General features: G+C 41.3%; 27 protein-coding genes and 1 pseudogene. 8 read left to right on the forward strand and 20 right to left on the reverse strand.

All coding sequences use genetic code 11. The annotated features are described in order from the left end of the window. The first annotated feature begins 39 nt into the window (after nt 1-39). The 4 genes from F3G88_RS09005 to F3G88_RS09020 all read left to right on the forward strand — a co-directional run bounded on the left by F3G88_RS09005 (nt 40) and on the right by F3G88_RS09020 (nt 6,488). Nucleotides 40-1,434, forward strand: coding sequence for a GntP family permease (locus F3G88_RS09005; protein WP_149715982.1), 1,395 nt, complete (start codon nt 40-42; stop codon nt 1,432-1,434). Then, nucleotides 1,431-2,561, forward strand: a complete 1,131-nt coding sequence (locus F3G88_RS09010) for a glycerate kinase family protein (protein ID WP_149715983.1) — start codon at nt 1,431-1,433, stop codon at nt 2,559-2,561. Before F3G88_RS09005 ends, F3G88_RS09010 begins: the two co-directional genes overlap by 4 nt. 186 nt (nt 2,562-2,747) lie before the next feature. Then, nucleotides 2,748-3,485 carry a 4Fe-4S dicluster domain-containing protein gene (locus tag F3G88_RS09015; protein ID WP_107855733.1) on the forward strand — a complete coding sequence of 246 codons (738 nt, stop codon included), beginning with the start codon at nt 2,748-2,750 and terminating at the stop codon, nt 3,483-3,485. Nucleotides 3,486-3,497: 12 nt separating this feature from the next. Further along, a complete protein-coding gene (locus F3G88_RS09020; RefSeq protein ID WP_149715984.1) occupies nt 3,498-6,488 on the forward strand; it encodes a molybdopterin dinucleotide binding domain-containing protein in 2,991 nt (996 codons plus the stop codon). Nucleotides 6,489-6,713: 225 nt separating this feature from the next. Here F3G88_RS09020 and F3G88_RS10550 read toward each other — a convergent pair. From F3G88_RS10550 to F3G88_RS09075, 11 genes and pseudogenes are all read right to left on the reverse strand, one after another. Beyond that, nucleotides 6,714-6,818: pseudogene (locus tag F3G88_RS10550) on the reverse strand (tyrosine-type recombinase/integrase); the annotation flags it as partial. Nucleotides 6,819-6,892: 74 nt separating this feature from the next. Beyond that, nucleotides 6,893-7,753: an AMIN domain-containing protein gene (locus tag F3G88_RS09030; protein ID WP_149715985.1), complete on the reverse strand. Its 861-nt coding sequence runs from the start codon at nt 7,751-7,753 to the stop codon at nt 6,893-6,895. Nucleotides 7,754-7,758: 5 nt separating this feature from the next. Next, a complete protein-coding gene (locus F3G88_RS10685) occupies nt 7,759-7,941 on the reverse strand; it encodes a hypothetical protein (protein ID WP_180385140.1) in 183 nt (60 codons plus the stop codon). Nucleotides 7,942-8,045: 104 nt separating this feature from the next. Beyond that, a complete protein-coding gene (gene eno / locus F3G88_RS09040; protein WP_149715986.1) occupies nt 8,046-9,296 on the reverse strand; it encodes a phosphopyruvate hydratase in 1,251 nt (416 codons plus the stop codon). Next, entirely contained in the window at nt 9,296-10,393 is a 1,098-nt protein-coding gene (gene recA, locus F3G88_RS09045; protein ID WP_002940852.1) for a recombinase RecA, read from the reverse strand. The genes eno and recA overlap by 1 nt, the downstream gene beginning before the upstream one ends. Before the next feature lie 62 nt (nt 10,394-10,455). Further along, a complete protein-coding gene (locus F3G88_RS09050) occupies nt 10,456-10,944 on the reverse strand; it encodes an addiction module antitoxin (RefSeq protein ID WP_149715987.1) in 489 nt (162 codons plus the stop codon). Nucleotides 10,945-10,952: 8 nt separating this feature from the next. Further along, entirely contained in the window at nt 10,953-11,750 is a 798-nt protein-coding gene (locus tag F3G88_RS09055) for a UDP-N-acetylmuramate dehydrogenase (protein WP_149715988.1), read from the reverse strand. Further along, nucleotides 11,747-12,013 carry a flagellar biosynthesis protein FliQ gene (gene fliQ, locus F3G88_RS09060; RefSeq protein WP_002940829.1) on the reverse strand — a complete coding sequence of 89 codons (267 nt, stop codon included), beginning with the start codon at nt 12,011-12,013 and terminating at the stop codon, nt 11,747-11,749. Before fliQ ends, F3G88_RS09055 begins: the two co-directional genes overlap by 4 nt. Next, nucleotides 12,013-12,828, reverse strand: a complete 816-nt coding sequence (locus F3G88_RS09065; protein WP_411160876.1) for a menaquinone biosynthesis family protein — start codon at nt 12,826-12,828, stop codon at nt 12,013-12,015. Before F3G88_RS09065 ends, fliQ begins: the two co-directional genes overlap by 1 nt. Before the next feature lie 112 nt (nt 12,829-12,940). Next, a complete protein-coding gene (locus tag F3G88_RS09070; RefSeq protein WP_149715990.1) occupies nt 12,941-13,438 on the reverse strand; it encodes a chemotaxis protein in 498 nt (165 codons plus the stop codon). A gap of 8 nt (nt 13,439-13,446) precedes the next feature. Next, nucleotides 13,447-14,535, reverse strand: a complete 1,089-nt coding sequence (locus F3G88_RS09075; protein WP_149715991.1) for a nicotinate phosphoribosyltransferase — start codon at nt 14,533-14,535, stop codon at nt 13,447-13,449. A 127-nt stretch (nt 14,536-14,662) separates the two neighbouring features. Here F3G88_RS09075 and modA point away from each other — a divergent pair, with 127 nt between their 5' ends. The 4 genes from modA (at nt 14,663) to F3G88_RS09095 (ending at nt 17,898) form a co-directional block, all read left to right on the forward strand. Further along, a complete protein-coding gene (gene modA, locus F3G88_RS09080) occupies nt 14,663-15,361 on the forward strand; it encodes a molybdate ABC transporter substrate-binding protein (RefSeq protein ID WP_103574059.1) in 699 nt (232 codons plus the stop codon). Between the two features lie 8 nt (nt 15,362-15,369). Further along, complete coding sequence (locus tag F3G88_RS09085) at nt 15,370-16,029, forward strand: molybdate ABC transporter permease subunit (RefSeq protein ID WP_149715992.1); 660 nt, start codon at nt 15,370-15,372, stop codon at nt 16,027-16,029. A gap of 85 nt (nt 16,030-16,114) precedes the next feature. Then, nucleotides 16,115-16,567: an acetyl-CoA carboxylase biotin carboxyl carrier protein gene (gene accB / locus F3G88_RS09090; RefSeq protein WP_021093317.1), complete on the forward strand. Its 453-nt coding sequence runs from the start codon at nt 16,115-16,117 to the stop codon at nt 16,565-16,567. Further along, complete coding sequence (locus tag F3G88_RS09095) at nt 16,567-17,898, forward strand: acetyl-CoA carboxylase biotin carboxylase subunit (RefSeq protein WP_004317853.1); 1,332 nt, start codon at nt 16,567-16,569, stop codon at nt 17,896-17,898. Before accB ends, F3G88_RS09095 begins: the two co-directional genes overlap by 1 nt. Nucleotides 17,899-18,056: 158 nt before the next feature. On the opposite strand, the gene F3G88_RS09100 is transcribed toward F3G88_RS09095, so the two are convergent. The 9 genes from F3G88_RS09100 to F3G88_RS09140 all read right to left on the reverse strand — a co-directional run bounded on the left by F3G88_RS09100 (nt 18,057) and on the right by F3G88_RS09140 (nt 25,098). Next, on the reverse strand, nt 18,057-18,608 hold the full coding sequence (locus F3G88_RS09100; RefSeq protein WP_149716034.1) for a DUF2393 family protein: 552 nt from the start codon (nt 18,606-18,608) through the stop codon (nt 18,057-18,059). Next, nucleotides 18,608-19,138, reverse strand: coding sequence for a DUF2393 family protein (locus F3G88_RS09105; RefSeq protein WP_149715993.1), 531 nt, complete (start codon nt 19,136-19,138; stop codon nt 18,608-18,610). The genes F3G88_RS09100 and F3G88_RS09105 overlap by 1 nt, the downstream gene beginning before the upstream one ends. Beyond that, a complete protein-coding gene (hisIE, locus tag F3G88_RS09110; RefSeq protein WP_103575631.1) occupies nt 19,128-19,862 on the reverse strand; it encodes a bifunctional phosphoribosyl-AMP cyclohydrolase/phosphoribosyl-ATP diphosphatase HisIE in 735 nt (244 codons plus the stop codon). Before hisIE ends, F3G88_RS09105 begins: the two co-directional genes overlap by 11 nt. 2 nt (nt 19,863-19,864) lie before the next feature. Beyond that, the gene (locus tag F3G88_RS09115; RefSeq protein WP_004317857.1) at nt 19,865-20,977 is read right to left on the reverse strand and encodes a prohibitin family protein; all 1,113 of its coding nucleotides are present in this window, start codon (nt 20,975-20,977) and stop codon (nt 19,865-19,867) included. A 16-nt stretch (nt 20,978-20,993) separates the two neighbouring features. Then, nucleotides 20,994-21,908, reverse strand: coding sequence for a branched-chain amino acid transaminase (locus F3G88_RS09120; RefSeq protein WP_149715994.1), 915 nt, complete (start codon nt 21,906-21,908; stop codon nt 20,994-20,996). A gap of 100 nt (nt 21,909-22,008) precedes the next feature. Further along, entirely contained in the window at nt 22,009-22,650 is a 642-nt protein-coding gene (locus F3G88_RS09125; protein ID WP_021088157.1) for a thiol:disulfide interchange protein DsbA/DsbL, read from the reverse strand. Between the two features lie 26 nt (nt 22,651-22,676). Beyond that, a complete protein-coding gene (locus tag F3G88_RS09130; protein WP_149703267.1) occupies nt 22,677-24,392 on the reverse strand; it encodes a phosphoethanolamine transferase family protein in 1,716 nt (571 codons plus the stop codon). 8 nt (nt 24,393-24,400) lie between these two features. Beyond that, nucleotides 24,401-24,898 carry a thioredoxin-dependent thiol peroxidase gene (gene bcp, locus F3G88_RS09135; protein WP_103571730.1) on the reverse strand — a complete coding sequence of 166 codons (498 nt, stop codon included), beginning with the start codon at nt 24,896-24,898 and terminating at the stop codon, nt 24,401-24,403. Beyond that, complete coding sequence (locus F3G88_RS09140; RefSeq protein WP_149715995.1) at nt 24,895-25,098, reverse strand: tautomerase family protein; 204 nt, start codon at nt 25,096-25,098, stop codon at nt 24,895-24,897. The genes bcp and F3G88_RS09140 overlap by 4 nt, the downstream gene beginning before the upstream one ends. Between the last annotated feature and the right edge of the window lie 47 nt (nt 25,099-25,145).

Raw genomic sequence — 25,145 nt, forward strand, 5'->3', positions numbered from 1 at the left:
CTAAAATCACTAGCAAAATCTCACAATAAAGGAGTTTTCATGAGCGGTATAGCTTTGATTGTCTGTTTTGTTATAGCAATCATCCTTATGATCCTTATGATCTCAAAGTTCAAGGTGCATCCATTTTTGGCACTTATGAGTATATCTTTGGTGCTAGCAATAGTCGCAGGTATCGATCTATCCAATATCCCAGCGATGATAGGCGTTGGTTTTAGTGGCACATTTAAGAGCATCGGCATCGTCATCATCTTTGGAACGATCATCGGCACAGTGCTTGAAAAAACGGGAGCTGCGCTAAAGCTAGCTGACATGGTCGTAAAGCTAGTCGGACAAAGACGCCCTGAGCTTGCCATGCTTATAATGGGCTGGGTTGTTGGCATACCAGTATTTTGCGATAGCGGTTTTGTCGTCTTAAACTCTATTCGCGAGGCACTTTATAAGAAAATTTCAGCAAGCCCAGTTGCTATGTCAGTAGCACTTAGTGGCGGCCTATATGCTTCTCACGTCTTCATCCCGCCTACTCCTGGCCCGATAGCAGCTGCTGGCACGCTTGGCCTTGGAGGAAATTTACTTCTTGTCATCATTATGGGTACAGTAGTTTCGGTGCCTGTTTTAGTAGCTGTTTATTTCTTTTCAAAAAGCATCGCTAAAAGCGTAACTATCAGCGATAAAGAGGCTGACGCTACGATAACGGCTAGCTACGAGGAGCTTTTAAATAAATTTGGCAAATTGCCTTGCGGATTTTTAAGCCTTGCCCCTATCATCATGCCTATCATCTTCATGGCGGTTGGCTCTGTTATAGACGTTTTAGCAAAACAAGGCATGCTTGATAAAGCTGCGCTCTTGCCAAAGATATTTTTATTTTTAGGTAACCCTATCATCGCCCTTGCTATTGGCGTGATCTTTTGCGTATTTTTGCTAGCTGAAACCAAAAAGATGAGAGAATTTGACCACATAACAAACGAATCATTAAAGATCGCAGGTCCAATACTTTTTATCACCGCAGCTGGCGGCGTTTTGGGCAACGTCATCACTGAGGCTGGCTTTGTAAATTTCATAAAAGAAAATGCCTCAACTATAAAAGCGATAGGAATTTTCTTCCCATTCATAATCTCAGCCGTGCTAAAAACCGCTCAAGGAAGCTCGACTGTGGCTATCATCACGACAGCCTCTATCATGGGTGCATTTAGCGCTGACAACTCGCTCATGCACACGCTTGGCTTTACGAGCGAAATTTCAGCCGCACTTTGTGTCATGGCGATAGCATCAGGTGCTATGTGCGTATCTCACGCAAACGATAGCTACTTCTGGGTCGTGACAAACTTTAGTAAGATGACTGCAGATCAAGGTTACCGCACACAAACAGCGATGACATTTATCATGGGCGTTGTTGGAATGATCAGCGTTTATATACTATCTTTGGTGCTTTTATGAGAATTTTGGTTGCGATAGATTCATTAAAAGGCTCGCTAAGCTCGCTTGAGGCGGGCCTTGCTATAAAAGAGGCGCTTGAAGACTTTTGCGACGTCGTAGTAAAACCAGTAGCTGACGGCGGTGAGGGCAGCGTGGAGGCTATGGCTGACGCGCTTGATGCGAAATTTATAGATACCATCGTCAAAAACCCGCTTGGGACTGAAATTTTAGCTAGATATGCCCTAAAAGACGACCTTGCCATACTTGAGATGTCAAGCGCTTCAGGACTTACTCTTATAAATCCTGATGAGAGAAATCCTATGAAAACTAGCACATTTGGCTTTGGTCAGATGATAAAAGATGCCATTAGTAAGGGGGCAAGGAAATTTATCATAGGCATCGGTGGAAGTGCGACAAATGACGCTGGCACAGGCATGCTAAGCTCTTTAGGGTTTAAATTTTATGATAAAAATGGCGCTTTGCTTGAGGGCAAAGGTGAGGATCTAGCTCAAATTTGTGAGTTTTCAGATGAAGGGGCGCTAAAAGAGCTAAAAGAGTGCGAATTTTTAATCGCCTGTGACGTGGATAATCCACTTTACGGTCAAAAGGGCGCAGCCTACGTCTATGCCCCACAAAAGGGCGCAAATGGCCGCATGGTAAAGCAACTTGATGACGGACTAAAGCACTTTGCAAGCCTTGTAAAAGAGAAAAATGGCACCAAATTTCACACGCAAAAGGGCGCTGGAGCAGCTGGCGGACTCGGCTTTGCTTTTGTAGCATTTTTGGGAGCGAAGCTCAAGCCTGGCATCGAGATCATCACGCAGACAATAGCACTTGAAGATGAGATCAAAAAGGCTGATCTTGTCATCACTGGCGAAGGCCGCATGGACTTTCAAAGCACCATGGGCAAGACCCCAACAGGCGTGGCAAAGATAGCTAAGAGGCATCATAAGCCAGTCATCGCGCTTGCTGGAAGCGTGCAAAGGTGCGCCAAAGACTGCCATAAACACGGCATTGACGCATATTTTTGCATACTAAATGAGCCAATGAGCCTTGAAGAAGCCATGCGAAAAGATAATGCCCTTAGAAATTTAAAGATGACTGCCGAGCAAGTCATCCGCCTTTATATGCTAAACCACAAATCATAAATTTAAAAAAGATAGAAGCTAAATTTCTATCTTTTTCTCTTTAAATTTAACTTCAAATTTTACCTACAAAGTGCTACAAAAATTCTCAAAATTTAATACATTTTGCAAAAATATAAAATAAACTTTAGAAAAAAAATTTACTATGTTAGAATAAGAAAAACTTCTAAAAAGAAAGGAGAATTTCTTATGCAACAGACCCTAAACTCTCGTCGCAGCTTCATCACAGCTGCAGGACTGTTTTTCGCTACGACTGCGCTAAAAGCAGCACCAAAGGACTTTGGCGGTAGTGGCGTTCGCTACGGCATGGCGATAGATCTAACAAGATGTGTTGGCTGTCAGTCATGTACTATGAGCTGTATGTTGGAAAACGACGTTCAACCAGGTGCTTTTAGGACCATCGTTTCTGAGTACGAGGCAAAGGATAAGAGCGGCAAAATGGCGGTCATTGCGTCACTTCCAAGACTTTGCAACCACTGCAACAAGCCAGCCTGTATCGACGTTTGTCCAACTGGAGCAAGCTACCAAAGAAGCAACGGCATCGTAAAGATCGACACAAAAGAGTGCATAGGCTGTGCGCTTTGTGTGGAGGCCTGTCCATATCACGCAAGATATCTTAGCTTGCATACCTACAAGGCCGATAAATGCACCTTCTGCGACCACAGACTAAGAGCGGGACTTCAGCCAGCATGCGTAGAGAGCTGTGTGGGCGGTAGCCGTATAATAGGAGATCTTAATGATCCTAACTCAAATATCAGAAAATTTCTAGCCACACATGAGACTATGGTCATAGATAGCCCTAAAAATACAAATCCACAGGTGTTCTACCACGGCGTCAGCGAAATTTTGGCTAAAAACGATAAGAAACTCGAGCTTGAAAACGGATATCAAAAGGTTATCAACTGGAGCGAAGAGATAGCACAGTAAAGGAAATAAGCAATGCAAAGAAGAGAATTTTTAAAAAGATCAGCCGTACTCTCAACACTAACCGCAAGCGCTGTGCTAGCAGACGGCGAAAAAGACGACTACAAACCGCAGTCAAACTCACTAGAGCCTGAATTTAGCGTAAAAGACGGCAAAATTTCACTCAACTACGGACATAGCGTTGTCTTTTCAATGTGCCACGGCTGTACGACAAAGTGTGGCATAAGACTTCACGTAGATGACAAAAACGACCGCGTTTTAAGATGTAGCGGCAACCCATACAATCCACTCTCAAACGTACACTGGGCAAATTTTGACACATCGATAAACGACGCTTTGCTTGCCACAACACTAAGCGGCGAAGATGAAAAGCGAGCCACAGTTTGCGCCAGAGGGGCGATATTGCCTGAGATGATAGAATCACCTGCAAGGATACTAACTCCGCTAAAAAGAGTTGGCAAAAGAGGCGAGGGCAAGTGGAAGAGCATAAGCTTTGAGCAGCTAGTAGAAGAGGTAGTAGAGGGCGGAGATCTCTTTGGTGAGGGACACGTGGACGGGCTAAGAGCGATATATAGCGACGAGCTAATCGACAGCGAAAACCCAGAGTACGGCACCAAGCGTAATCAATTTTTAAGCTTTTACCTATATGACGGACGCTCTGATATCGTCGATCGCTTTGTCAAAAAGTCATTTGGTACTATAAATCACTACTCACACGGCGGAATTTGCGGCGGCGGCTTTAGGGTCGGCGGCAAGATCGCGCACAACGCAAAGGGCTTTGCACACACAAAACCAGACTATGAAAACTCTAAATTTGTTATCTACTGGGGCACTTCGCCGTCAAATGGTGGCAACCCTTTCCAAAAACAGGCAAAAATGCTCTCTTACGCAAGAGGCACTAGAGATGACTTTAGCTACGCAGTGGTCGACCCAAGCGTTACAAATGCTGTAAAATACGCCTCTTCAGACAAAGGCCGCTGGATAGCGATAAAGCCAGGCACCGACTCAGCTCTAGCCATGGCTATGATACGCTGGATCATAGAAAATGAAAAATACGCTACAAACTACCTTATCCAGCCAAATTTAGACCAAGCAAAGCTAGCAGGCGAGATACACTGGTGCAACGCTACGCATCTAGTCATCACCGAAAAAGGTCACAAAGACTACGGCAAATTTGCACTTATCAATAACGAGTGGCAGGTCTGCTCGCAAGATGGCAAGACACAAAGCTACAAGGTAAATGAACCAGCCAAGCTCTACTACAAAGGCAAAATTTTAATAGACGGCAAAAAAGTCGAGGTAAAAAGCTCAATGCAGCTTTTAAAAGAGTCAGCTTATAAGCACAGCTTAGAGGAGTACTCAAAAATTTGTGGCGTAAGCGTTGAAGATATCATCTGGCTTTGCGAAAATTTCACCAAAAATGGCAGACAGGTGAGCACAAACGTGCATGGCGGTATGATGCATACGCAAGCTGGTATGACTACTTTTGCGATCCTTTGTCTAAACACGCTAATGGGTACTTACGGCTATAAAGGCGGCAACGTCAATGCAAGTGCCGGCACACACGAGTTTTTAAAGGGCAGATATGACCTTGAGAGCTTTGAAGGCGCTTATAAGCCAAATGGTCTAAATTTATCAAGATCGGGCAAATACTATGAAACAAGCTCTGAGTATAAGCGCAAAGTAGCAGCTGGCGGTAGCGGCTATCCATCAACTCAGCCATGGTACCCTATCTCTATGCCACTTGTAAACGAAACGCTTACAAGCCACAAGGCTGGCTATCCATATAAAGTAAAAGTTTTCATAAACTACATGACAAACGTACTTTACGGCCAAGCAGGACTTGAAAGAGCGGTTTTAGACGCGCTAAAAGATAGTAAAAATTTACCACTTTTTGTGGGTATCGACGCCTTCATGAACGAGACAAACGCCTATGCTGACTACATCGTGCCAGACGGGGTAAATTTAGAAAACTGGGCTCTTCCAAACTCTCTTTGGGGAACGATCGCTAAAACTTCAGTCGTGCGCTATCCAGCCGTTAGCTCAAAGCAGGCAAAGGATAAAAATGGCGGCGTGATCGACGTTGAGGCGTTTTATATAGCCGTAGCAAAGAGGCTTGGACTAAAAGGCTTTGGTAAAAATGCCTTCAAAGATAAAGACGGAAATTTCATGGACCTTGACGTAAAAGAGCAGTACTATGCAGCTGCACTAGCAAATTTAGCCTTTGACGGCGAGGGCGTGAAAGATATAAGCGACGAGGACAAAAAGCTTAGTAAGATATCAAGAGTGATGACAAAGCTTGATCCTTATCTAAAAGACGAAGAGAGGCCAAAAGTAGCGCACGTGCTAGCAAAAGGCGGCAGATATGATAGCTATGAGAGCGCATACAAGGGCGATAAAGCAACCGTAAAAGTGCCAGCGCCTACGCCAGCTTCTATCTACTATGAGCCACTTGGCGGACACAGACACTCAATAACAGGCGAATATATGCCAGGAGTGCCAAGCCTGATGCTACCAGTAGCAAGTGACGGCACGCCGCTTGAGAAATTTTTCCCACGCTCTGAGTGGAAATACACAGTTAGCTCAAGAAAGTCAAATATCCAGCACTTCTACACATTTGTTAGCCCAAGACTAAGAGCTGTCCATCCTAGCAACTTCATAAGGATGGCGCCAGATGTAGCGAGCGAGCAGGGCATTCGCTCAGGCGATAAGGTCAAAGTGACTACACCTTATGGAGCGCAAGTTGGCGAGGCATTTGTAACGGACGGCGTTTCTAGCGGGGTTATCAGCATAGAGCATGGATTTGGCCATGATGAGTTTGGTATAAGAACGCACATCGTCGATGGAAAGCCAGCTTTTGGGATAGCAAATTTAGAAAAAGGGGTCAATCACAACAAACTCGGACTTCTTGATCCAAAAAGAAATGGCGAATTTAGCCTAAATGACTGGTTGGTTGGTACTTGCGCTAGACAAGCACTTCCTGCAAAGATAAGAAAGATAGGCTAGTTTGATAAATTTGGCGAGCAGAGTAAAATTTGCTTGCCAAATTTCACTTTCGTGCAGCTTTTTGTTTGTGCGTTGTAAATTTAAATTTAGATACAGGGTAAGCTTTTAGGCTGATTATAAGCTAAAAATTCTCATATATTTATAGAGTTTCATAGTTAAATTTGATGTTTTAAATTTTGTATTGGTTAAATTTAATATTGCTAGTTTGCTCTATCTTTAAGTACTCTAGTTCGCCAGATCCTCAGCCACTTTTGCAGCAAGTTTTAGCTTATCACTATCAAAGTGCATGTAAATTCGTGAGGTGTTTAGGCTAGCATGCCTAAAAGCTTCTTACGCTAGTGTCAAGCTTTTTTGGTTACGACCAAGAGAAATTAAAATAGTAGGCTTAAATTTAAATATAAAAACTATAAAAGTTTAAGCACATATCCATTTTCGGCGGTTTCAAGCCTATATTTATGCATCTTATCAAGTTCTAAAACCACTCTGAAATATTTGTCATGCCAGCCGATTATGACGTTTTTAAAAGTATCGTTTTCAAGCTTTAAATTTCTAGTTTTAAAGCTTCTTGGAGGTTTTGCAAAGTCAAGCACGATCTTGTTTTTTTCATATGCAAAGTGCTTTAAGTTTTTAGCTTTTGTGATGATATTTAGCTCTTTTTCATGTGTTAAAAAGCTCACAAATCCTAAGAATTTAACCTCTTTTTCGCTGCTTTTTATCTCTTGAGTAGGCTTTGAGGCTGGCTCGATCTTTACTTCAACTAGCTTTTGCTCAGGCTTAGTTAGCTCTTTTACTTTTTTTGTGCCAAGGTCGATCACCACGACGTTTGGAGTTGGCACATCTGAGGTTTTATTTCTATCTTTGTTTGAAATTTTAGTCTCATTTTTTTCTATTATGACTGGCGTGCTCACCTTTTGAGCTGGTACCTCTGCCATCGTGACAGAAACATCTAGTTTTTTAGCTGCGACTGGTTCTGGATTTTTCATCTTGCTTAGGGCAAATTCATCGTTCCAGTCGATAGTTTTGTTTATATCGGTTAGTCTTTTTTCTTTTATGCTGCCGTCATTTGCTCTATATCTTATGGTGACATCAAGCAGAAGCATCGCATCGCTTGGAAATTTAAACGAGAGCGAGTTGAAGCTGTCATATTTTTCTACGACATTTGTCGTCATAACGCTTGTGTTTAGCTCGCTAATAGGCATAAATGGGTTTTCTCTAGCACATAAGCTCGCTGTAAATATAGATAAAACTAACCAAATTTTCTTCATCGTTCCTACTTTTTATTAGAGTCTGGCTCAAGGCCTTGTAGTTCAAAATAATCTTTCTGCAGACGTGCGTTTAGTTTTTTTAAAATTTCCACGTCTTCGCTAAGCCTCTCTTTTTTGCTCTGAAGGCTTAGCATCACGTCAAGTGAGCGTTTGCCAAACATCATGTTGCCCACGTAAAAGGCAAACATAGCCACGCAAATGGTGGCTATGACGTAGCGCAGTGTCGGCCGAACAAATTTTACGATTTTATGAAATATGCCATCTTCTTTGCCATATTCATCTAAAATTTCGCTCAAATATTATCCCCTAAAAACTCACCCGCCTCAAGCTCGATCTCAAGCAAGCGGTTGTATTTTGCGTTGCGCTCGCTTCTTGAGGTGGCACCTGTCTTTATCTCGCCAGTGTTTAGTGCGACTGCAAAGTCAGCGATGAACGCATCTTCGCTCTCGCCGCTTCTGTGGCTCATGATGCAGCGGTAGCCATTTCTTTGAGCAAGGCGGACAGTTTGCATAGTTTGCGTGACTGAGCCTATTTGATTTGGCTTTATTAAGATAGCGTTTGCTATCTTTTTCTCGATGCCTTCGCGTAAAATTTTCTCATTTGTAACAAAAAGGTCGTCGCCAACTAGCTGCACCTTGCTGCCAAGCCTTTTTGTAAGCTCAGCCCAGCCGCTCCAGTCATCCTCACTAAGGCCATCTTCGATAGAGAATATCGGATATTTTTCGCAAAGTTTTTCGTAGTAGCTAATAAGCTCGTCACTGCTAAATTTCTTGCCCTCAAGCTCGTATTTGCCGTCTTTGTAAAGCTCGCTTGAAGCGACGTCAAGTGCTAGCTTTATCTGGCTGCCTAGCTCATATCCAGTCTCTTTTACAGCCTGAGAGATAAGCTTTAATGGCTCTTCGTTGTCTTTTAAATTTGGAGCAAAGCCGCCCTCGTCGCCGACAGCCGTGCTGTGACCAGCTGCGTTTAGGATAGATTTTAGCTTGTGATAAATTTCAGTCGCAGCTCTAAGTGCCTCACTAAATGTGCTAAAGCCAAATGGCATGATCATAAATTCTTGAAAATCAACGCTATTATTTGCGTGTGCGCCGCCATTTATGATGTTAAACATCGGCACTGGCAATATGCTAGCGTTTGCACCGCCAAGGTAGCGATAAAGCGGGATATTTAGGCTCTTTGCAGCTGCGCGAGCTACTGCCATAGATACGCCAAGGACCGCATTTGCGCCTAAATTTGAGTAATTGTGCGTGCCATCAAGCTCAAGCATCTCTGCATCGACTGCTTTTTGGTTATAAGCATCAAGGCCTATCACCGCTTCAGCGATCTTTTCATTTACATTTGAAACAGCCTTTAAAACGCCCTTGCCAGCATATCTTTCGTCTTTGTCGCGAAGCTCGAGCGCCTCACGCTTGCCAGTGCTTGCACCGCTTGGTACGATCGCGCTTGCCTCGGTGCCGTCGCTTAGTCTAACTGTCGCACGAACTGTTGGGTTGCCTCTGCTGTCTAAAACCTCGTGAGCTTCTACATCTTCAATAAATACCATTATTCATCTCCTGCTTCGTTTGTGTCGTCGTCTTCGTCTTTTGCGCCGCTGCTTATTAGGTGATCTATGCCCATTGAGCCTTTGATCGCCGCTACTATCTCATCAGAAATTTCTGGGTGCTCTTTTAGGTAGGCTTTGGCGTTTTCTCTACCTTGACCTAGTTTTTCGGCCTTGTAGCTAAACCACGCACCTGATTTGTCGATGATGTCGAGTTTTACACCATAGTCGATGATCTCGCCCTCTTTGCTCACACCCTCGCCAAACATGATGTCAAATTCAGCTACTTTAAATGGAGGCGCGACCTTGTTTTTAACAACTTTTGCTTTTGTGCGGTTGCCGATAGGCTCGTCGTTTTGTTTAAGTGTGGCTATCTTTCTGACATCGATCCTTACAGATGAGTAAAATTTAAGCGCATTACCACCAGTTGTGGTCTCTGGCGTGCCATATCCCATCATGCCGATCTTCATACGAATTTGGTTGATGAAGATAACAGTTGTCTTCATCTTGCTTAAAATTCCAGTTAGCTTTCTAAGCGCCTGGCTCATAAGCCTTGCTTGCAAACCAACGTGCTGATCGCCCATATCGCCGTCTATCTCGCTCTTTGGAGTAAGTGCAGCAACGCTATCAACTACGATAAGATCGATCGCACCGCTTCTTGCAAGTGTCTCAACGATCTCAAGTGCCTGCTCGCCAAAGTCTGGTTGAGAGACGTAAAGGTTGTCGGTATTTACACCTAAATTTGAAGCGTATTTTACATCTAGTGCGTGCTCTGCATCGACAAATGCACAAATTCCGCCAGCTTTTTGCGCTTCGGCGATGATGTGAAGCGTGAGAGTAGTCTTACCAGAGCTCTCTGGTCCGTAGATCTCGATGATCCTGCCTTTTGGAACGCCGCCTATGCCAAGAGCCAGATCAAGTCCTAGCGAGCCAGTCGGTATCGACTCGATCGCCTCAACCTCTTTGTCGCCAAGTCTTAAAAGCGTGCCTTTGCCAAAAGCTTTATCGATCTGCTTTAGCGCAAGCTCAAGCGCCTTTTTCTTGTCCGCTTCGCTCTCTGGGATAGCTATCTTTTTATCACTATCTTTTTCTTTTGCCATTTTTTACCTTATAGTTGAAATTTGGCTTGATTTTATCTAAAAAGAGATGAATTTTACTTGATTTACTCGCAAATTATAATATTTTCGCCAAGCAGCGCAGCGCTATCAATAAGAGCAAAAAGCTGCTCTTTTTCAAACAAAAATCCATAAATTTGATCTTCGTTTTTTAGTATCGCTAGCTTAAGCGGCTCTACAAGGGAGCTTGCGCAAATGTTTAAAAAAGCTTCATCGATATGATTTTGTGAAATTTGGGGTTTGGTTTTGAAATTTTCTTCTTTTATAAAAGAGATAAACTTCTCTTGTGAGGTAGATTTATTAAATTTAAAAATTAGTTTTTCTTTTAAGGCCTGGGCTAAAATTTCATCAAATTTAACTAGGTCGATGTAGTTTTGCACACCTAAAATTTGAGCAAAATTTAGTAGATTTTTATCATAATCAGCCATATTTTTCTCATGCTCGCTTTGCGCCTTTTTAGCCCTATAAACGGCATAAAAACCAATCATAATAAACAAAATAGAAAGTGTTAAAACTTCTGCTAAAAACTCACTCATCACTATCCTTATAAAATGCAAACTTCAGTCTTAAGCTCTACGCCAAATTTCTCTAAAACCCTAGCCTTTGCTAAATTTATAAGATTTGTGGCGTCTTCAAAGCTTGCGTGGTTAAAATTTATCAAAAAATTTGCGTGCTCTTCGCTAAATTTCGCTCCGCCGATCGCATACCCCTTTAGCCCAACTGCTTCAATCAATGCCCCTGCAAAGTGCCCATCTGGATTAACAAAACAGCTGCCAAAGCTAGCCCCTTTTGGTTGATTTGTCCTTTTTGCGCTTATCTCATCAGAAATGCTCGCGTCAAAACCACTATGAAGCTCAAATTTAGCTCCCAAAATGGCCTCATCTATACCGCTGTGACGGTAGCTAAAGCTTATCTCATCTTTACTCACCCATCCACGAGCCAGACGCACATGCGTGAGATTGTCGCTTATGCTAAATTTAAGCAGTCCAGCGTTCATCTTGATAAGTCCGCCAAGCGTGCCAGGGATATTTTTTAAAAACTCAAGGTCGGCTATATTGTTTTGCTTAGCGAAGTTGTAAATTTTTGCTGATTTTGTCGTAGCACCTATCTCAAGGTGGATATTCTCGCCGAGCGGATTAAAATTTATATAGTCAAATTCCTTGCCAAGCATCGCCATTTTTGGGGGATGCGGCGAGATAAGAAGGTTGTTGCCTCCGCCTATCATCACAGCGCCTAAAAAGTGAGGTGAGCTTAGATCTTCAAGGCTATCAACCTCGAAAATTTCATGCACGCCACCTATCCTAACAGAGGTAAATTTAGAAAAATCAACAAGCCTCGTCACTGGATAAATTCCGGTATAAAATCAAGCATGCGAGTGGTAAATTCAACCATCATCGAGATCATCCAAGGCATTAAAAATATGATGACAACGACGACTAGTAAGATCTTTGGCACGAAGCTTAGCGTGGTTTCGTTTATCTGCGTGGTCGCTTGAAAGATGGAGATGATAAGACCAGCGATCAGGCCGCTTAGTAGCATCGGAAGGCTGATATAAAGGGCGATCTTAAAGGTTTCAACTCCAAGTGAGACAAGCGTACTTTGCATTAGCTAAACCTTACTTCGTTGTATTCAGCTGGGATTAGGTATTCATTTATGTCGATTGGCTTTTCAAAAAAGCTTTTTTCAAAGCCTATTTGATAGAGCTTATTTAGCGCTTTTAGCTGCGTTTCGTTCATGCTTATAGACTCGTCATTTGCGTATAAATTTAGATATGCTTTAAGCTCGTCTTTGCCAACTCTGATGAGGTTTCGCTCCATTAGCATGTGAGATAAAAATGGCTTGTGCGAAGTGGCTATGCGAACCGCCTCGCTAAGTACTCTTTCGCACTCGATGGCGTCAGTTATCGGCAGACTTCGTCTAAGCGCCATGCCACCAAGTGGAAGCGGTAAATTTTCGCCGTTTAGTTCGCTCCAGATGTCCCAAATTTCACGCTCGACGCAGAGCTTGTCAGAGAAATTTAAGATACTTTCATGTATGAGCACGCCAGCATCGACCTCGCCGCTAAGCACGGCATTTTCGATCTCAAGAAAATTTTTATAAACGATCCTTGCCTCTGGGTAAGCTATGCGAAAGAGCAGGGCATTTGTCGTGTTTTTGCCAGAGAGTGCGACCTTGAAATTTCGCTTTAGCTGCTTATCTTTTAGCTTGATAAGCTTTGGGCCATATCCGTTGCCAAAGCTCACCGCACAGCGTAAAAGTGCAAATTCATCGCAAATTTTAGGATAGAGTGCAAAGCTGATCGCTGTGGCCTCATAAGTACCTTTTAGCGCCTCTTCGTTTAGTGTCTCAATATCTAGCGCCTTTGATGTGAAGGCTAAATTTTTACTGCTGACCCAGCCAAATTTGACCGCGGCATACATGAAAATATCGTCAGCGTCCGGCGAGTGAGCGACGTTTATGGTTTTTAGATTATGCAAAGATGATCCTTTTTTTGATTACGCCATTTTAATGAAATTTATTTAAAATAAAGTTTTAAGGGTGGTTTTGAAACGATTTTACCAGCTTTGCCTCTTTGAAATTTAGCACGTATTTCACGTCTATGGCGTCTTTAGCCCCTTTTCTTCGAGCTAGGATCGTTGAGTAAAACGGATGTTTGAGTTCAAGCATCTTAAGCAGTTTTTGATCGCTATCTTCTTTTTTTATATTTTCAACGATTATTGTCGTTATAAATTTGCCCTCAAACTCATAAAATGGCCAGACTATAACGCCTGCGTCGCTTGTTTTAAAGTCCGTGATTTTAGATTTTTTAGGGATATTTAGCATGGAGATGATCTTTTTGCGGGGGCTGTCCGCATTTTGCACCGAGATCACCTTTACAAGCAGGTCTTTTTTGACTCCTACGCCATTTTGGCTAAAGCGGTAAACGCCGTCTTCAACTATGCCAACCTTTTCAAAGGCGTTAGCGTAGTTTGCGGCCATGCAGCTAGAGAGCAAAAGCGCTAGAAACGTTAAAATTTTGATAAATTTCATCTTTTCTCCTAAAATTTCACTCTTTTTAGTCTATCTGAAGTGAAATTTTTCCTGCCAAATTTAGCCTCGTTTTTGCCGTTTAGCTCGACAAGATCGCCTGTAAAGCCACAAATATCATTTTTAACAAGATAGCTTCCCACGCCGTAAATATCAACTGGGGTGTTAAATTTCTCAAATTCACTCATTTTTTGCGGATTAAAGCCTGAGCTAACGACGATTTTAACGTGTTTAAAGCCAGCTTTATCAAGCGCCTCTCTAAGAGCAAATATAAGCTCCTTGCAAACGCCATGCGGGTCAAATTTACTCGTATCTTTGCCTTCAAAATACTTATCTATCAAATTTTTACTAGTATCAACTCTAACTGCGCCAAGCCTCTCTTTTAGGGCATTTGCAGCCTTTAAAGCGTCCGTGATCACGTCGTTGTTATAATCAACCAAAGCCGTGATTTGCTCATTTTCAAAGGTTTTAGCATAAATTTGGCAAGCCTTCACTACATCGCCACCGCACATTTGAATGAGCGCGTGAGGCATGGTGCCGCCACCTTTTAGCCCTGTAAGCTCGCCCTGAGCGTCTGTGGCGACCTTTTTGATGCCGCCGATAAATGAGGCATATCCGTCGCCTGGCTGCGTGCAGATGTCGTCTTGTCTATCAGCCATACTAAAGACGTCCTTGCCATTTGCCGCTTTTATCACGTCTCTGGAGTTTGTCGCCACGCAGCTTCTTCTAGTAAGCGTCGCGTCGATCACGTTTTCTAAAAAGCCGAAATTTTCATACTTGCCACTTATCTTTAAAACTGGCTCGTTTGCGTTTATGATATCGCCATCATCAAGTGCGTAAATTTCAAGCTCGCTTGGACTTTTGGCAAATTTATTGATGATAGCTAAAACCTCGTCGATACCGCAAAGCACGATATCATCGCGCCTTTGGAAAAACTGCATTGTCACGTGTTGGTCAGGCAAATTTTGCTTAATTATCTCGTTTACTTTTAAAAAGTATTTCGCCGTGAAATAGCCCTCGCCAATCCTAGGATCTAGCCTAAAAGTCTTATCTGTTAGCCTATCTATCTTGCCTTGCATCTTTAGCTCAAGTTCGTTCATGTCTATCCTTTTGTTTTTGTGAGATTATACCATTTTAGCGAAAGAGTAAAATTGTAAAAATATATTTTAAGAATATATAAGAGTATATTTTATAAAATCGTAAAATTTTATTTTTAAAGGAAAAAGTATGAAAAAGTTTTTGCTTTTAATGGCCGCAGTTTTTGCATTTGGCAATGAAAATTTGCTAGTAAGTGCAGGCGGTGGATATAAAAAGATAGTCGAGGCAGTCGCGCAAAATCTCAAAAAAGATGGCGTAAATATCGATACCTCTTTTGCAAACATCACAGCGATCATGGCGCAGGCAAAAGAGGGCAAAACAGACGTGATAGTGGGCGATGAGGACTTTTTGAAAAAGTCTGATCTAAAAATTTTAGAATTTGTAAATTTAGGCCAAGGCGCTTTGGTGCTAGCTACCAAAAAGGGCGTAAAAATAGAAAAAATTGACGAGCTAAAAAGACTTTCTAAGATCGCTATGCCAGACGCAGTAAAGACAGTTTATGGCAAAAGAGCTAGTGAGTTTATGCAAAAAGCAAATTTAGACGGCGAGCTAAAGGATAAAATTTTAGCGGTAAATGGCGTACCGCAGGTCGTTACCTATATATTAAACGGCGAAGTTGATGCTGGCTTTATCAACCAAACTGAGCTAAACGCGCACAAGGATCAATTTGGTAGTTTTATCTTGATAGATAAGGCGCTTTATGCACCAGCAAACATCGTAGCTGCAAAGCTTGAAGGATGCAAGAAAAAGGGTGATTGCGAGAAATTTATAAACGAGTTAAAAAGCGAGAGATCAAAAGAAATTTACGCTAAATTTGGCATAAGATAGGGCTAAGATTGCAAGAGCTCACATGGCTTTTTGATCCGCTATTTTTAAGTATAAAGGTCGTTTTATGTCAGGGGCTTTTGCTTGCTATTTTTGGACTAGCTCTAGCTTATTTTTTAGCCTTTAGTAGGTCTAAATTTAAAGTAGTTGCCGAGATGATAGTCACCTTTCCGCTCATATTTCCGCCCATTGCAACGGGATTTTTGCTGCTTTATCTGCTTGGCAAAAATGGCATCATCGGCAAGGCTTTAAATTTAGAGATCGTCTTTAGCTTTAAAGCCCTTGTGATAGCCGCCTTTATAGCCTCACTGCCACTATTTGTAAAGCCCGTAGCTTCAGCGCTTAGCTCACTTTCAAAAAGCCTTAGCGAGGCGGCATATAGCCTTGGTAAAAATAAATTTCAAACAGCCATTTTGGTGCTTTTGCCTAGCGTTGCAAAAAGCATTGTGGCGGCCTTTATCCTAGCGCTCTCGCGAGGGCTTGGCGAGGTTGGTATAACGCTCATTTTAGGCGGCAATATCATAGGCAAAACAGACACCATCTCGCTTGCTATCTATAACGCAGTCTACGACGGCAGAAGCGATCAGGCACTCGCTTTAAGCCTTGTTTTGGTTGTGCTTAGTTTTATTTTGTTTTGGGTTATAAATTTGCTAGAAAAAAGTAGGATTTAGCACAAAATTTGTGCCAGCTAAAAATTAAATTTATTTAAATTTCGCTACAATTAGGGGCTTATATAAAAATTTAGGAGAATTTTCTATGAAAAAAGAAGATATAAAAGAGCTTATCGAATTTTTTAATGGTATGGAGATGAATCATATCAAGATAAAAAGTGGTGATTTTGAGGTTGAGGTAGAGAAATTTGCTGATTATTGCGCGCCTGCGAAGCCAGTAGCACAAGCAGCAGCTCCAACGCCAACACCTGTAAATGTTGTCGTTAGCTCAGAGGTAAAACCAGCTGCAAATTCGCCAAAAGATAGCATAAAATCTCCTATGGTAGGTACTTTCTACGCTGCTCCAAGCCCAGGCGCTGCTCCATTTGTAAAAGCAGGCCAAAGAGTGAGAAAGGGCGATGTAGTAGGCATCATCGAAGCTATGAAGATCATGAACGAGATCGAGGCTGAGTTTGACTGCCAGATCACTGAGATGCTAGTCTCTGACGGACAGCCAGTTGAGTTTGGATTGCCGTTATTTGGCGTGGAGAAAAATTAATGGAATTAAAAAGAATTTTAATCGCAAACCGCGGTGAGATCGCTCTTCGTGCTTTGCGAACAATAAAGGAGATGGGTAAAGAAGCCGTTGTAGTTTATTCAACCGCTGACAAAGACGCGCTTTACGTAAAATACGCCGACGTGGCTATTTGCATCGGCAAAGAGCGCTCAAGCGACAGCTACCTAAACATCCCAGCTATCATAAGCGCAGCTGAGATCAGCGAAGCAGACGCTATTTTCCCTGGTTATGGCTTTTTAAGTGAAAATCAAAATTTTGTTGAAATTTGCTCACATCACAAGATCAAATTCATTGGACCAAGCGTTGCTGCGATGGCTTTGATGAGTGACAAGAGCAAGGCAAAACAGGTCATGCAAAGAGCTGGCGTGCCAGTAATACCAGGCTCAGACGGCGCTGTGGCTGACACAAAAGCAGCAAAAGAGCTAGCCAAAAAGATAGGCTATCCTGTCATACTAAAAGCTGCTGCAGGTGGTGGCGGACGCGGTATGCGCGTGGTTGAAAAAGAGGCTGATTTAGAAAAGGCGTTTTGGTCTGCTGAGAGTGAGGCGATGAGTGCATTTGGCGATGGCACAATGTATATGGAAAAATATATCCTAAATCCACGCCACATCGAGGTTCAAATCATCGGTGATAGCCACGGCAACGTGCTTCACATAGGTGAGCGCGACTGCTCTATGCAGCGCCGTCACCAAAAGCTGATCGAAGAGAGCCCAGCTATCTTACTTGATGAAAAAACAAGGGAGAGGCTACATGAAACTGCCATAAAAGCGGCAAAAGCGATCGGCTACGAGGGAGCTGGTACGTTTGAGTTTTTGGTTGATAAAAATTTAGACTTTTACTTTATCGAGATGAACACAAGGCTTCAAGTCGAGCACACAGTTAGCGAAATGGTAAGTGGGCTTGATATCATCGAGCTTATGATAAAAGTGGCTGAGGGCGAAAAGCTACCGTCACAAAAGAGTATCGAGCTAAAAGGTCATGCGATCGAGTGCAGGATCACAGCTGAGGATCCAAACACCTTTACTCCGTGCCCTGGTAAGATCACAAAATATGTCTGCCCAGGTGGCCGCAACGTGAGAATGGATAGCCACATCTATCAAGACTACTCTATACCGCCGTATTATGACAGTATGATAGGTAAGCTCGTAGTTTGGGACACAGATAGAAATAGAGCCATTCACAAGATGAAAGTAGCTCTTGATCAGCTCATAATAAGTGGCATAAAAACAACAAAAGATTTTCACATCGCCATGATGGAAAACAAAGACTTTTTAAGCAACAACTACGATACAAACTATCTTTCAAGACATTAAAACTAAATTTTAAACCATTGCCTTTTGGCTTTGGTTTAAAATTTCTTATTTTATATATAAGCCAAATTTTTAGGTATTAAACTTTTTAAATTTAAGAGAAATTTAGTCAGTTTGTAACTATAAAATGTAATAAATACTAAAAAATTTATCTAAATTTATTAGTAGCAACTAAGTTTTGTGATATTCATACCATTTTTAAAATATGGCGGATAGGGCATAGTTACGGTAAATGGCACCGCTTTTTGCTTTGGTAAATTTTGAGCTATGTCAAATTTGTATGCAACAGTGTTTGGTCTCTCGTCCTCATCGCCTCCAAAAACCCATGAGAAAAATGAGAGCCCGCTTGGTTTAAATAGCGCTTCGCCACCAAGATCGTTTTTATTTAGTGGCTGATTTATGAGCTTAATTGTAAGAGTGCATTTGCTAATGGTAAATTTGCCGACATTTCTTACTTGACCTCGAAAGACGATGCTTTCATTTCTTAACACTCGCTCGCTCTTTACGCCCTCGACTATGCCTTTTTTGGTGTATTTGTCAAGAACTAGCATCAAAAAAATGGCAAGCGTGGTTGAGACCAAAATATTTGTAAAAAGTAGCGATAAAAATAGCTTTCGCTCAGCTCTAAGTGAGAGCACAAGAAACAAGATAGAAAGTAGTGCGATCGCGAAAAGCACGATGATATGAACGATCGTAAAGTAGGCTGAACTCATCAAAAACACTCCGCTTTTTTGGTGATATTGTAGTCAATGAAGGCAAAGTCATTGACAAATTCTCTTATCTGCTTGCTCTGCTTTGGCAAAAGCGCTTCATTTAAAATGATACGTTTTTTAGCAAAAGGGTTTAGTGAATTTAGAAAATTTCTCGTGCTTTGCGTTGAACCAAGGTAGAAGCCAAGCTCAATTTTGCAAACGTTTAATGTGTAGTTTGAATTATTTGTGATGTTAAAATCAACCATCAACGCATCGACATATTGAAGCTGTTTTGTGTTTATTTTGCTTATGCTAATAGGTCTTAGGCTTTCATTTATATATTTGTTTGCGTAGTAGTTACCTGCAAAAAGTCCCAAAAAACCAGCTAGGATAAATAAAAATCCTATCTGCCACCACGACTTTATCGCGATGAAAATTCCCAAAAGCACGATAAAAACGAAGGCTAAAAAGACCCAGCCATAGGCTAGAAAGTCGATAAGTTTGGCGTTTTGAAGTATGAAAAGTATGTTGTGCTTGATGCTATTTAACATCTCGCGATCTTTTTTCTTCGATGCCACTCATGCCAAAACGCCTTGCAAGTTCGTTTTTGACGGCATCTGGATGTATGTTGTGGGCTGAAAGCGCCACAAGTGCGTGAAAGCAAAGATCGGCTGCTTCGTAGATGAGGTCATTTTTTGCCTTTTGCTCATCTTGTTTTGTCTGCTTGGCAAAACTAAGCTCTTTTGCCGCCATGACAAGCTCTGTAGCCTCCTCGCCAACTTTTTTTAGAATTTGATTTTCACCCTTTTTAAAAAGACTTGCCACGTATGAGCTTTGCGGATCTGCGTTTAGCTTCCTATCCTCTATAACGTGATAAAGTTCGTCAATGACGCCGTAGCTTGGCTTTTTAACCTCGCTTTTTTCATCTGAAATTTCTAAATTTTCTAAATTTATCTCGTTAAAAAAACAAGACCTTGCCCCAGTGTGACAAGCAGCGCCTCCGTTTTGAACGACTTTTAAAAGCAAGGTGTCGTTGTCGCAGTCTAAAAACGCAGCCTTGATCTCTTGCGTGTTGCCACTCTCTTCGCCTTTTTTCCAAATTCTATTTTTAGTGCGTGAAAAGTAGTGAGCGTAGCGGCTAGATAGAGTTAAGCTTAGTGCTTCTTCGTTCATATAAGCAAGCATCAAAACCTCGTTTGTAGCGTGATCGCAAACCACTACCGGGAGCAATCCACCAACCTTTTGCCAGTCTATACTTTTTGCTACGCTATTCATTTTTACCTTTCGCTAACTGAGCTAGCTTTTGCCCTATCTTTTGCATCTAGCCAGATATTTGGCACAGCCCCGCCAGGTGTTAAGAAAATTTTGGCATCTTTGTTCTCTTTAAGAGCGTCGTTAAATCTATTTTGTGTCTCGATCTGTTTTAAATTTAATAAATTTTGATCGACACTTTTTGCGATCTCTTTGTTTGCATACGCAGTCGCATCAGCCTCGATCTTGATAGCATCTGCCTTACCCTTTGCCTCGATGATCGCAGCTTTTGCGCTACCTTCGGCAAGTGCAGCTTGTTTTAGAGCCTCTTGATTTGCCCGCTCGACCTCGTATTTTGTCCTCTCGGCCTCTTGTTTAGCGATCTGGACGCGCTCGATCTGCTCTTTTACCTTTGAAGGCAAGATGATCTCACGAAGCTGCACAGTTAGAAGCTCGACTGGCTTGTTTGGCTGAGAGTCGATGTCTTTTCTTATGCCCTCATCGATCTGCCTTGCTAGGTCATTTCTCTTAGTTGGCAGCTCTTCGGCTGTATATTTACCAGCGATGCTGCGAACTACGTCGCGCACGACAGGATCAACGATCTTGCTCTCCCAGCTAAGACCCCAAGATGCGATAGTTTGTGGTGCATTTTCTGGATTTAGGCGGTACTGCACGGTGATATCGATGCTAACTGGTAAATTTCTAGCGTCCAAAACCGAGATCGAATTTTTGCGTAAAATTCCAGCTCCCTGATAAGACTTTTGCAAGCTCTCGCCCATGTCCTCGCCTGAAGTGTAGTTGATGATCCTAACTCTAGTATCAACTACGATGATGTTTTGGATAAATGGCAAAAAGAAGTGAAACCCTGGTTGCAAAGGATTTGGCTCATATTTACCCGCTGTGGCTTTGATGCCGACCTCGCCTGAGTGTATCACTTTAAATGGCTGAGTGATAGCAAGGATCGCGATAATGGCGATTATGATGTAGGCTAGCGCACCAAATTTGCCAAAGCCGCTTGGTATATTTGGCATTTTAAAATCCTTTTTAAAAGGTGGCTCTTTGTCATTATTTTGACCTGAGCCCCTGTTGTCATTACCTGGCTTTTTTTTGTTGAAATAATCATTTAAATCAGCGGGCATTTCGTTCCTTTAAATCTTAAATATATGTTAAAAATGATTCGTATTTTTTGTTTAGACCATAAACTACGTCAAAGTAAGCTTTTTGTAGTCTCTTTGTCACTTCGCCTCTAGCACCATTGCCGATGATGCGGTTATCTATGCTATTTATCGGTGTTACTTCGGCTGCTGTACCTGTGAAAAACGCCTCATCAGCTGTGTAGGCCTGATCTCTTGTGATACGCTCTCTTCTTACTTCGATATCAAGGTCGTGAGCTAGTTTGATGACCGTATCTTGAGTGATACTAACTAGGCTGTTATCGTTTGGTGGAGTGATCAATGCACCATTTTCAACGATGAAGAAGCACTCACCTGGACCTTCAGCCACAAAGCCCTCGCTATCAAGAAGTAGCGCCTCGTCGTATCCAGCCTCTTTTGCTTCGTAGTTTGCCATTTGTGAGCTTAGGTAGTTTGAGCTAGCCTTTGCTCTGTTCATTTGAGCAGCAGGGGCAAGTTTAGCAAAGCTTGAAATTTTAACTCTGATGCCTTTTTCTAAGCCTTCATCGCCAAGATATGCACCCCACTCCCATGAAGCGATAGCAGTTTGCACTGGTGCTTTTGTGTGCGCTACGCCCATTACGCCGTATCCTAAAAAGATAAGTGGGCGGATATAGACGTTGCTGTTATATTTATTTGCGCGAAGTAGCTCGATCTGTGCTTTTTCAAGCTCTTCTTCAGTATAAGGCACGTTTAAAACGGTCATTTTTGCTGATCTTAAAAGTCTTTTTGTGTGGTCTTTGAGTCTAAAAATAGCTAGACCTTTTTTTGTTTTATAAGCTCTTGTGCCCTCAAATACAGCATTAGCGTAGTGCAAAGAGTGAGTTAGAACGTGTACTTTCGCATCGTCCCATTTTACTAGTTTTCCATCCATCCAGATGAATTCTGAAGCGTTCATAATTAAACCTTTCTTTTTTAGAAATTTGATCCGAGTTTATCTAAAATTGCTTTAAATTTACATTTCTAAGCCCAAAATGTCCGTAAATTTTAGGCTAAAGTTACTTATCTAAAAGCTCTTTTATCGTCTTTGCCATCTCGTCGATCGACGATGCTGCGTTTAAATTTATCAGATACTTGCCACTTACCACAAAGGCTGGCACACCGCTGATGCTTGCTACATCATAAGAGGCAAACCACTCGTTTAAAAGCTCTTTTGCACGCTCTGAGCTTAGCGCTTTTTCATACTCGTCTTTGCTCACGTGAGCCGCATTTAGCGCTAGATCTATAAATCTTTGCTTGTCTTTGCCATCATTAAAGTCATCTTTTTCATCGTGTCTTGCTTTGTAGATAGCAAATTTAGCTTGCTTAAATTTAGACTCATCGCTTAGCAGATCAGTCCCATTTGCCTCATCTATCGATATAAGAGCGGCGAAAATTTTACTTGTAGTCTCGCCAAGCTTGCCTTTGGTGCTTAGGTGATATGGGATAAATTTGACCCCGTCAAGCTTTGACATCAACTTTCTTGTGATCGTTCGGTCAAATTTATAGCAGTGAGGGCAGTCGTAGCTAAAGACCTTAACGACTGAGTTTTTAGGCACGTTAAGCGGTTTTGCTAGAGTTTGATACTCCACACCTTCAGTCAGTGCTGATAAATTTAGCGCAAAAAACGCACTTAAAATTAGCATTTTTATAAGCTTCATCTTTGCTCCTTATTATTTTTTGTTATTTACCATTGCGGCTTTACATTTTTGATATTTTCATAGTCAGTACCATTTACTAGGCGCTTTCTGCTCGCATTAAATTCACCACTTATTAAGCTTCTTGATGCGTTATATTCAAGTGGTTTTGTACCTATGATGTCGGCAAAAGTGTGAATGATGTCATCACTCATAAATTTATAATCTTTTGCCACTTCAAGTTTTTGCCAAATTTGTGGATATTTTGCTTTAAATTTATCAGTTCCTATAAATATAAGCGGAATTTCTAAAACAAAGCGGTTTATCATGCCGTGACCTCTTATGCCATCTATCTCAAAAAGAGCCTCGCCATGGTCTGAGAGATAGACTATCAAAGCTTCATCGTCTTTAAAAATTTTATAAATTTCATTTATCACGTAGTCATTATAAAGTACGCTATTTAGATACCAAGCAAAGCTCTCTTTTTGTCCAGGATTCATTTTGTTTTGTAGATCATTGGCTGTAAATTTTGCAAAATCTTTTGGATACCTTAGGTTGTATTTAAAGTGATTTCCCATTAGGTGAATGATATAAAAATTTGACTCTCCAAGACTTTGTTTTATCTTTAAAATTTCAGGCAAAAGTATGCCATCTGTTTCTCTACCGGCATAATTTGTAGCTGATGCAAATTTTTGTGTAAAAAATGTGATATCACTTCTATCTGCAACACTTTTTTGTGTTGTAGAATATCCGCCGATATTGCTTTGATTACTTATCCATGCTGTTTTGTATCCTACTAGACTAAACATATCAACGATGTTTAAACTCTTGCTCCAAGGCTCTTTGCTTTCATAGTTTGAAAAATTTAAAACCTTTGAAAGAGAACCATTTGTATATGTATCAGGGGCAGTAGTATCTGTATAGACTATAGCATTGCCACTTTGCTTTAAAGCCATTAAATTTGGTGTAGTTGGCAAACCAAATCCATAAACGCTCATCTCATTTTTTTGCAAGCTTTCACCGATCACAAAGACTACATTTGCTACTTTTTGCTCGGCTTTTATGTTTTGATTTGCTACTTTAGATGCGTCATAATCTTTTAAAATTTGCTTATTGCTAGCTAAAAAATTATCATCTAAAAGATATTTTTTTAAAACAAAAGCGTAGTTTATCAGGATGTGTTCTGAGAGCTTGCTTATAGCTCTATCAGCTTTATTAGACGATATTCTCATTGCTGATTTTGTAAAAAATACAGCTGCAAAGGCTATATAAATTACCGAAAGGACAATAATAGTTTTTCGGCTAAATTCTTTTGTGCTAGATCTTTTATATCTTGTCATAAAATAAAAGATGATGCATAAAAGTATAGCAACTACTAGATATTTAGCTTCAAAAAATGTCTGAAAAAACTCACCGGCTTCATCTGGATTTGTGTGTAGCACACTATCTATTATTGCTATATTTATATCTGTTTTTAAACTTGTTAAAGTGAAAAAATTTATAAAACATAGAACAAAAATGGTTAGTGCATAAGCTAGATAAACCCCTTTAAATAACCCACGACTTAGCAAGTAAAGAACATGAGTGATAACTAAATTTAGTAAAAATATAGTAGTTAAGCTTCTTGCCATATGCATAAGAGCTATACGGTCAGTTCCTTCAAAAAAGTAAATTTTATAGATATTTGCGATAAACATTACAAGTGTTGTAACCACAAATATATTTATAAATGGACTTTTTATAATGGTATTAAAAAATTTGGTCATTTTTTACCTTACTTCACAAGATCAGCTAGGACTTTTGCGGCGTGGTCTTTGGCTTTTACGCTTTTGTAAATTTTAGCTATCTTGCCGTCTTTGCCGATCACAAAGGTGCTTCTGGCGATGCCAAGATACTCTTTGCCGTAGTTTTTCTTGACCTGCCAAACGCCATAAAGTTTTGAAATTTCTTTATCCTCGTCGCTTAAGAGGATGTGCTTTAAATTTTGCTTTGCGATAAAGCCCACATGCGACTTCACACTATCTGGGCTAACGCCGATGATAACGGTGTCATTTTTGATAAACTGATCGTAGTTTGCGCTAAATTCGCAAGCCTCAGTCGTGCAGCCAGGAGTGTTGTCTTTTGGGTAGAAGTAAAGCACCACGTTTTTGCCTATAAAGTCCTTTAATGCGACCTTTACGCCATCTTGATTTAGCGCTTCAAACTCTGGCGCTTTATCGCCAACTTCAAGCGTTATCTTTCTCTCAATGTCTGCTTTGCTAAATTCGCTCATTTCATCCCCTTTCTTTTATCCTCTACGCTCTCGCTGCCTACGCCGATATTGCCAGCGTCGTGAGTTTCGATAAAGATCATAACCGCCTCTTTTTTCTTGCCAAGCACTCTTACAAGCGTCTCGGTTACCTCTTTAAAAACTTGATCTTTCTGCTCTTTTGTAGGCTCTGGGCCTGCTATTTTGATATTTACATAAGGCATTTTTGCTCCTTTTTTAAGATGCAAAATATTAGCCAAAATGAGTGAAA

Source organism: Campylobacter concisus (genome assembly GCF_902460675.1).
In the GTDB taxonomy this organism is placed as follows: Bacteria; Campylobacterota; Campylobacteria; order Campylobacterales; family Campylobacteraceae; genus Campylobacter_A; species Campylobacter_A concisus_AJ.

Bases quoted from the DNA above. Each gene is read 5' to 3' on its own strand.
- F3G88_RS09005 (WP_149715982.1), top strand. From the start codon at position 40: ATGAGCGGTATAGCTTTGATTGTCTGTTTTGTTATAGCAATCATCCTT.
- F3G88_RS09010 (WP_149715983.1), top strand. From the start codon at position 1,431: ATGAGAATTTTGGTTGCGATAGATTCATTAAAAGGCTCGCTAAGCTCG.
- F3G88_RS09015 (WP_107855733.1), top strand. From the start codon at position 2,748: ATGCAACAGACCCTAAACTCTCGTCGCAGCTTCATCACAGCTGCAGGA.
- F3G88_RS09020 (WP_149715984.1), top strand. From the start codon at position 3,498: ATGCAAAGAAGAGAATTTTTAAAAAGATCAGCCGTACTCTCAACACTA.
- F3G88_RS09030 (WP_149715985.1), bottom strand. From the start codon at position 7,753: ATGAAGAAAATTTGGTTAGTTTTATCTATATTTACAGCGAGCTTATGT.
- F3G88_RS10685 (WP_180385140.1), bottom strand. From the start codon at position 7,941: ATGTTTGCCTTTTACGTGGGCAACATGATGTTTGGCAAACGCTCACTT.
- eno (WP_149715986.1), bottom strand. From the start codon at position 9,296: ATGGTATTTATTGAAGATGTAGAAGCTCACGAGGTTTTAGACAGCAGA.
- recA (WP_002940852.1), bottom strand. From the start codon at position 10,393: ATGGCAAAAGAAAAAGATAGTGATAAAAAGATAGCTATCCCAGAGAGC.
- F3G88_RS09050 (WP_149715987.1), bottom strand. From the start codon at position 10,944: ATGAGTGAGTTTTTAGCAGAAGTTTTAACACTTTCTATTTTGTTTATT.
- fliQ (WP_002940829.1), bottom strand. From the start codon at position 12,013: ATGCAAAGTACGCTTGTCTCACTTGGAGTTGAAACCTTTAAGATCGCC.
- F3G88_RS09065 (WP_411160876.1), bottom strand. From the start codon at position 12,828: ATGTATGCCGCGGTCAAATTTGGCTGGGTCAGCAGTAAAAATTTAGCC.
- F3G88_RS09070 (WP_149715990.1), bottom strand. From the start codon at position 13,438: ATGAAATTTATCAAAATTTTAACGTTTCTAGCGCTTTTGCTCTCTAGC.
- F3G88_RS09075 (WP_149715991.1), bottom strand. From the start codon at position 14,535: ATGAACGAACTTGAGCTAAAGATGCAAGGCAAGATAGATAGGCTAACA.
- modA (WP_103574059.1), top strand. From the start codon at position 14,663: ATGAAAAAGTTTTTGCTTTTAATGGCCGCAGTTTTTGCATTTGGCAAT.
- accB (WP_021093317.1), top strand. From the start codon at position 16,115: ATGAAAAAAGAAGATATAAAAGAGCTTATCGAATTTTTTAATGGTATG.
- F3G88_RS09095 (WP_004317853.1), top strand. From the start codon at position 16,567: ATGGAATTAAAAAGAATTTTAATCGCAAACCGCGGTGAGATCGCTCTT.
- F3G88_RS09100 (WP_149716034.1), bottom strand. From the start codon at position 18,608: ATGAGTTCAGCCTACTTTACGATCGTTCATATCATCGTGCTTTTCGCG.
- F3G88_RS09105 (WP_149715993.1), bottom strand. From the start codon at position 19,138: ATGTTAAATAGCATCAAGCACAACATACTTTTCATACTTCAAAACGCC.
- hisIE (WP_103575631.1), bottom strand. From the start codon at position 19,862: ATGAATAGCGTAGCAAAAAGTATAGACTGGCAAAAGGTTGGTGGATTG.
- F3G88_RS09115 (WP_004317857.1), bottom strand. From the start codon at position 20,977: ATGCCCGCTGATTTAAATGATTATTTCAACAAAAAAAAGCCAGGTAAT.
- F3G88_RS09120 (WP_149715994.1), bottom strand. From the start codon at position 21,908: ATGAACGCTTCAGAATTCATCTGGATGGATGGAAAACTAGTAAAATGG.
- F3G88_RS09125 (WP_021088157.1), bottom strand. From the start codon at position 22,650: ATGAAGCTTATAAAAATGCTAATTTTAAGTGCGTTTTTTGCGCTAAAT.
- F3G88_RS09130 (WP_149703267.1), bottom strand. From the start codon at position 24,392: ATGACCAAATTTTTTAATACCATTATAAAAAGTCCATTTATAAATATA.
- bcp (WP_103571730.1), bottom strand. From the start codon at position 24,898: ATGAGCGAATTTAGCAAAGCAGACATTGAGAGAAAGATAACGCTTGAA.
- F3G88_RS09140 (WP_149715995.1), bottom strand. From the start codon at position 25,098: ATGCCTTATGTAAATATCAAAATAGCAGGCCCAGAGCCTACAAAAGAG.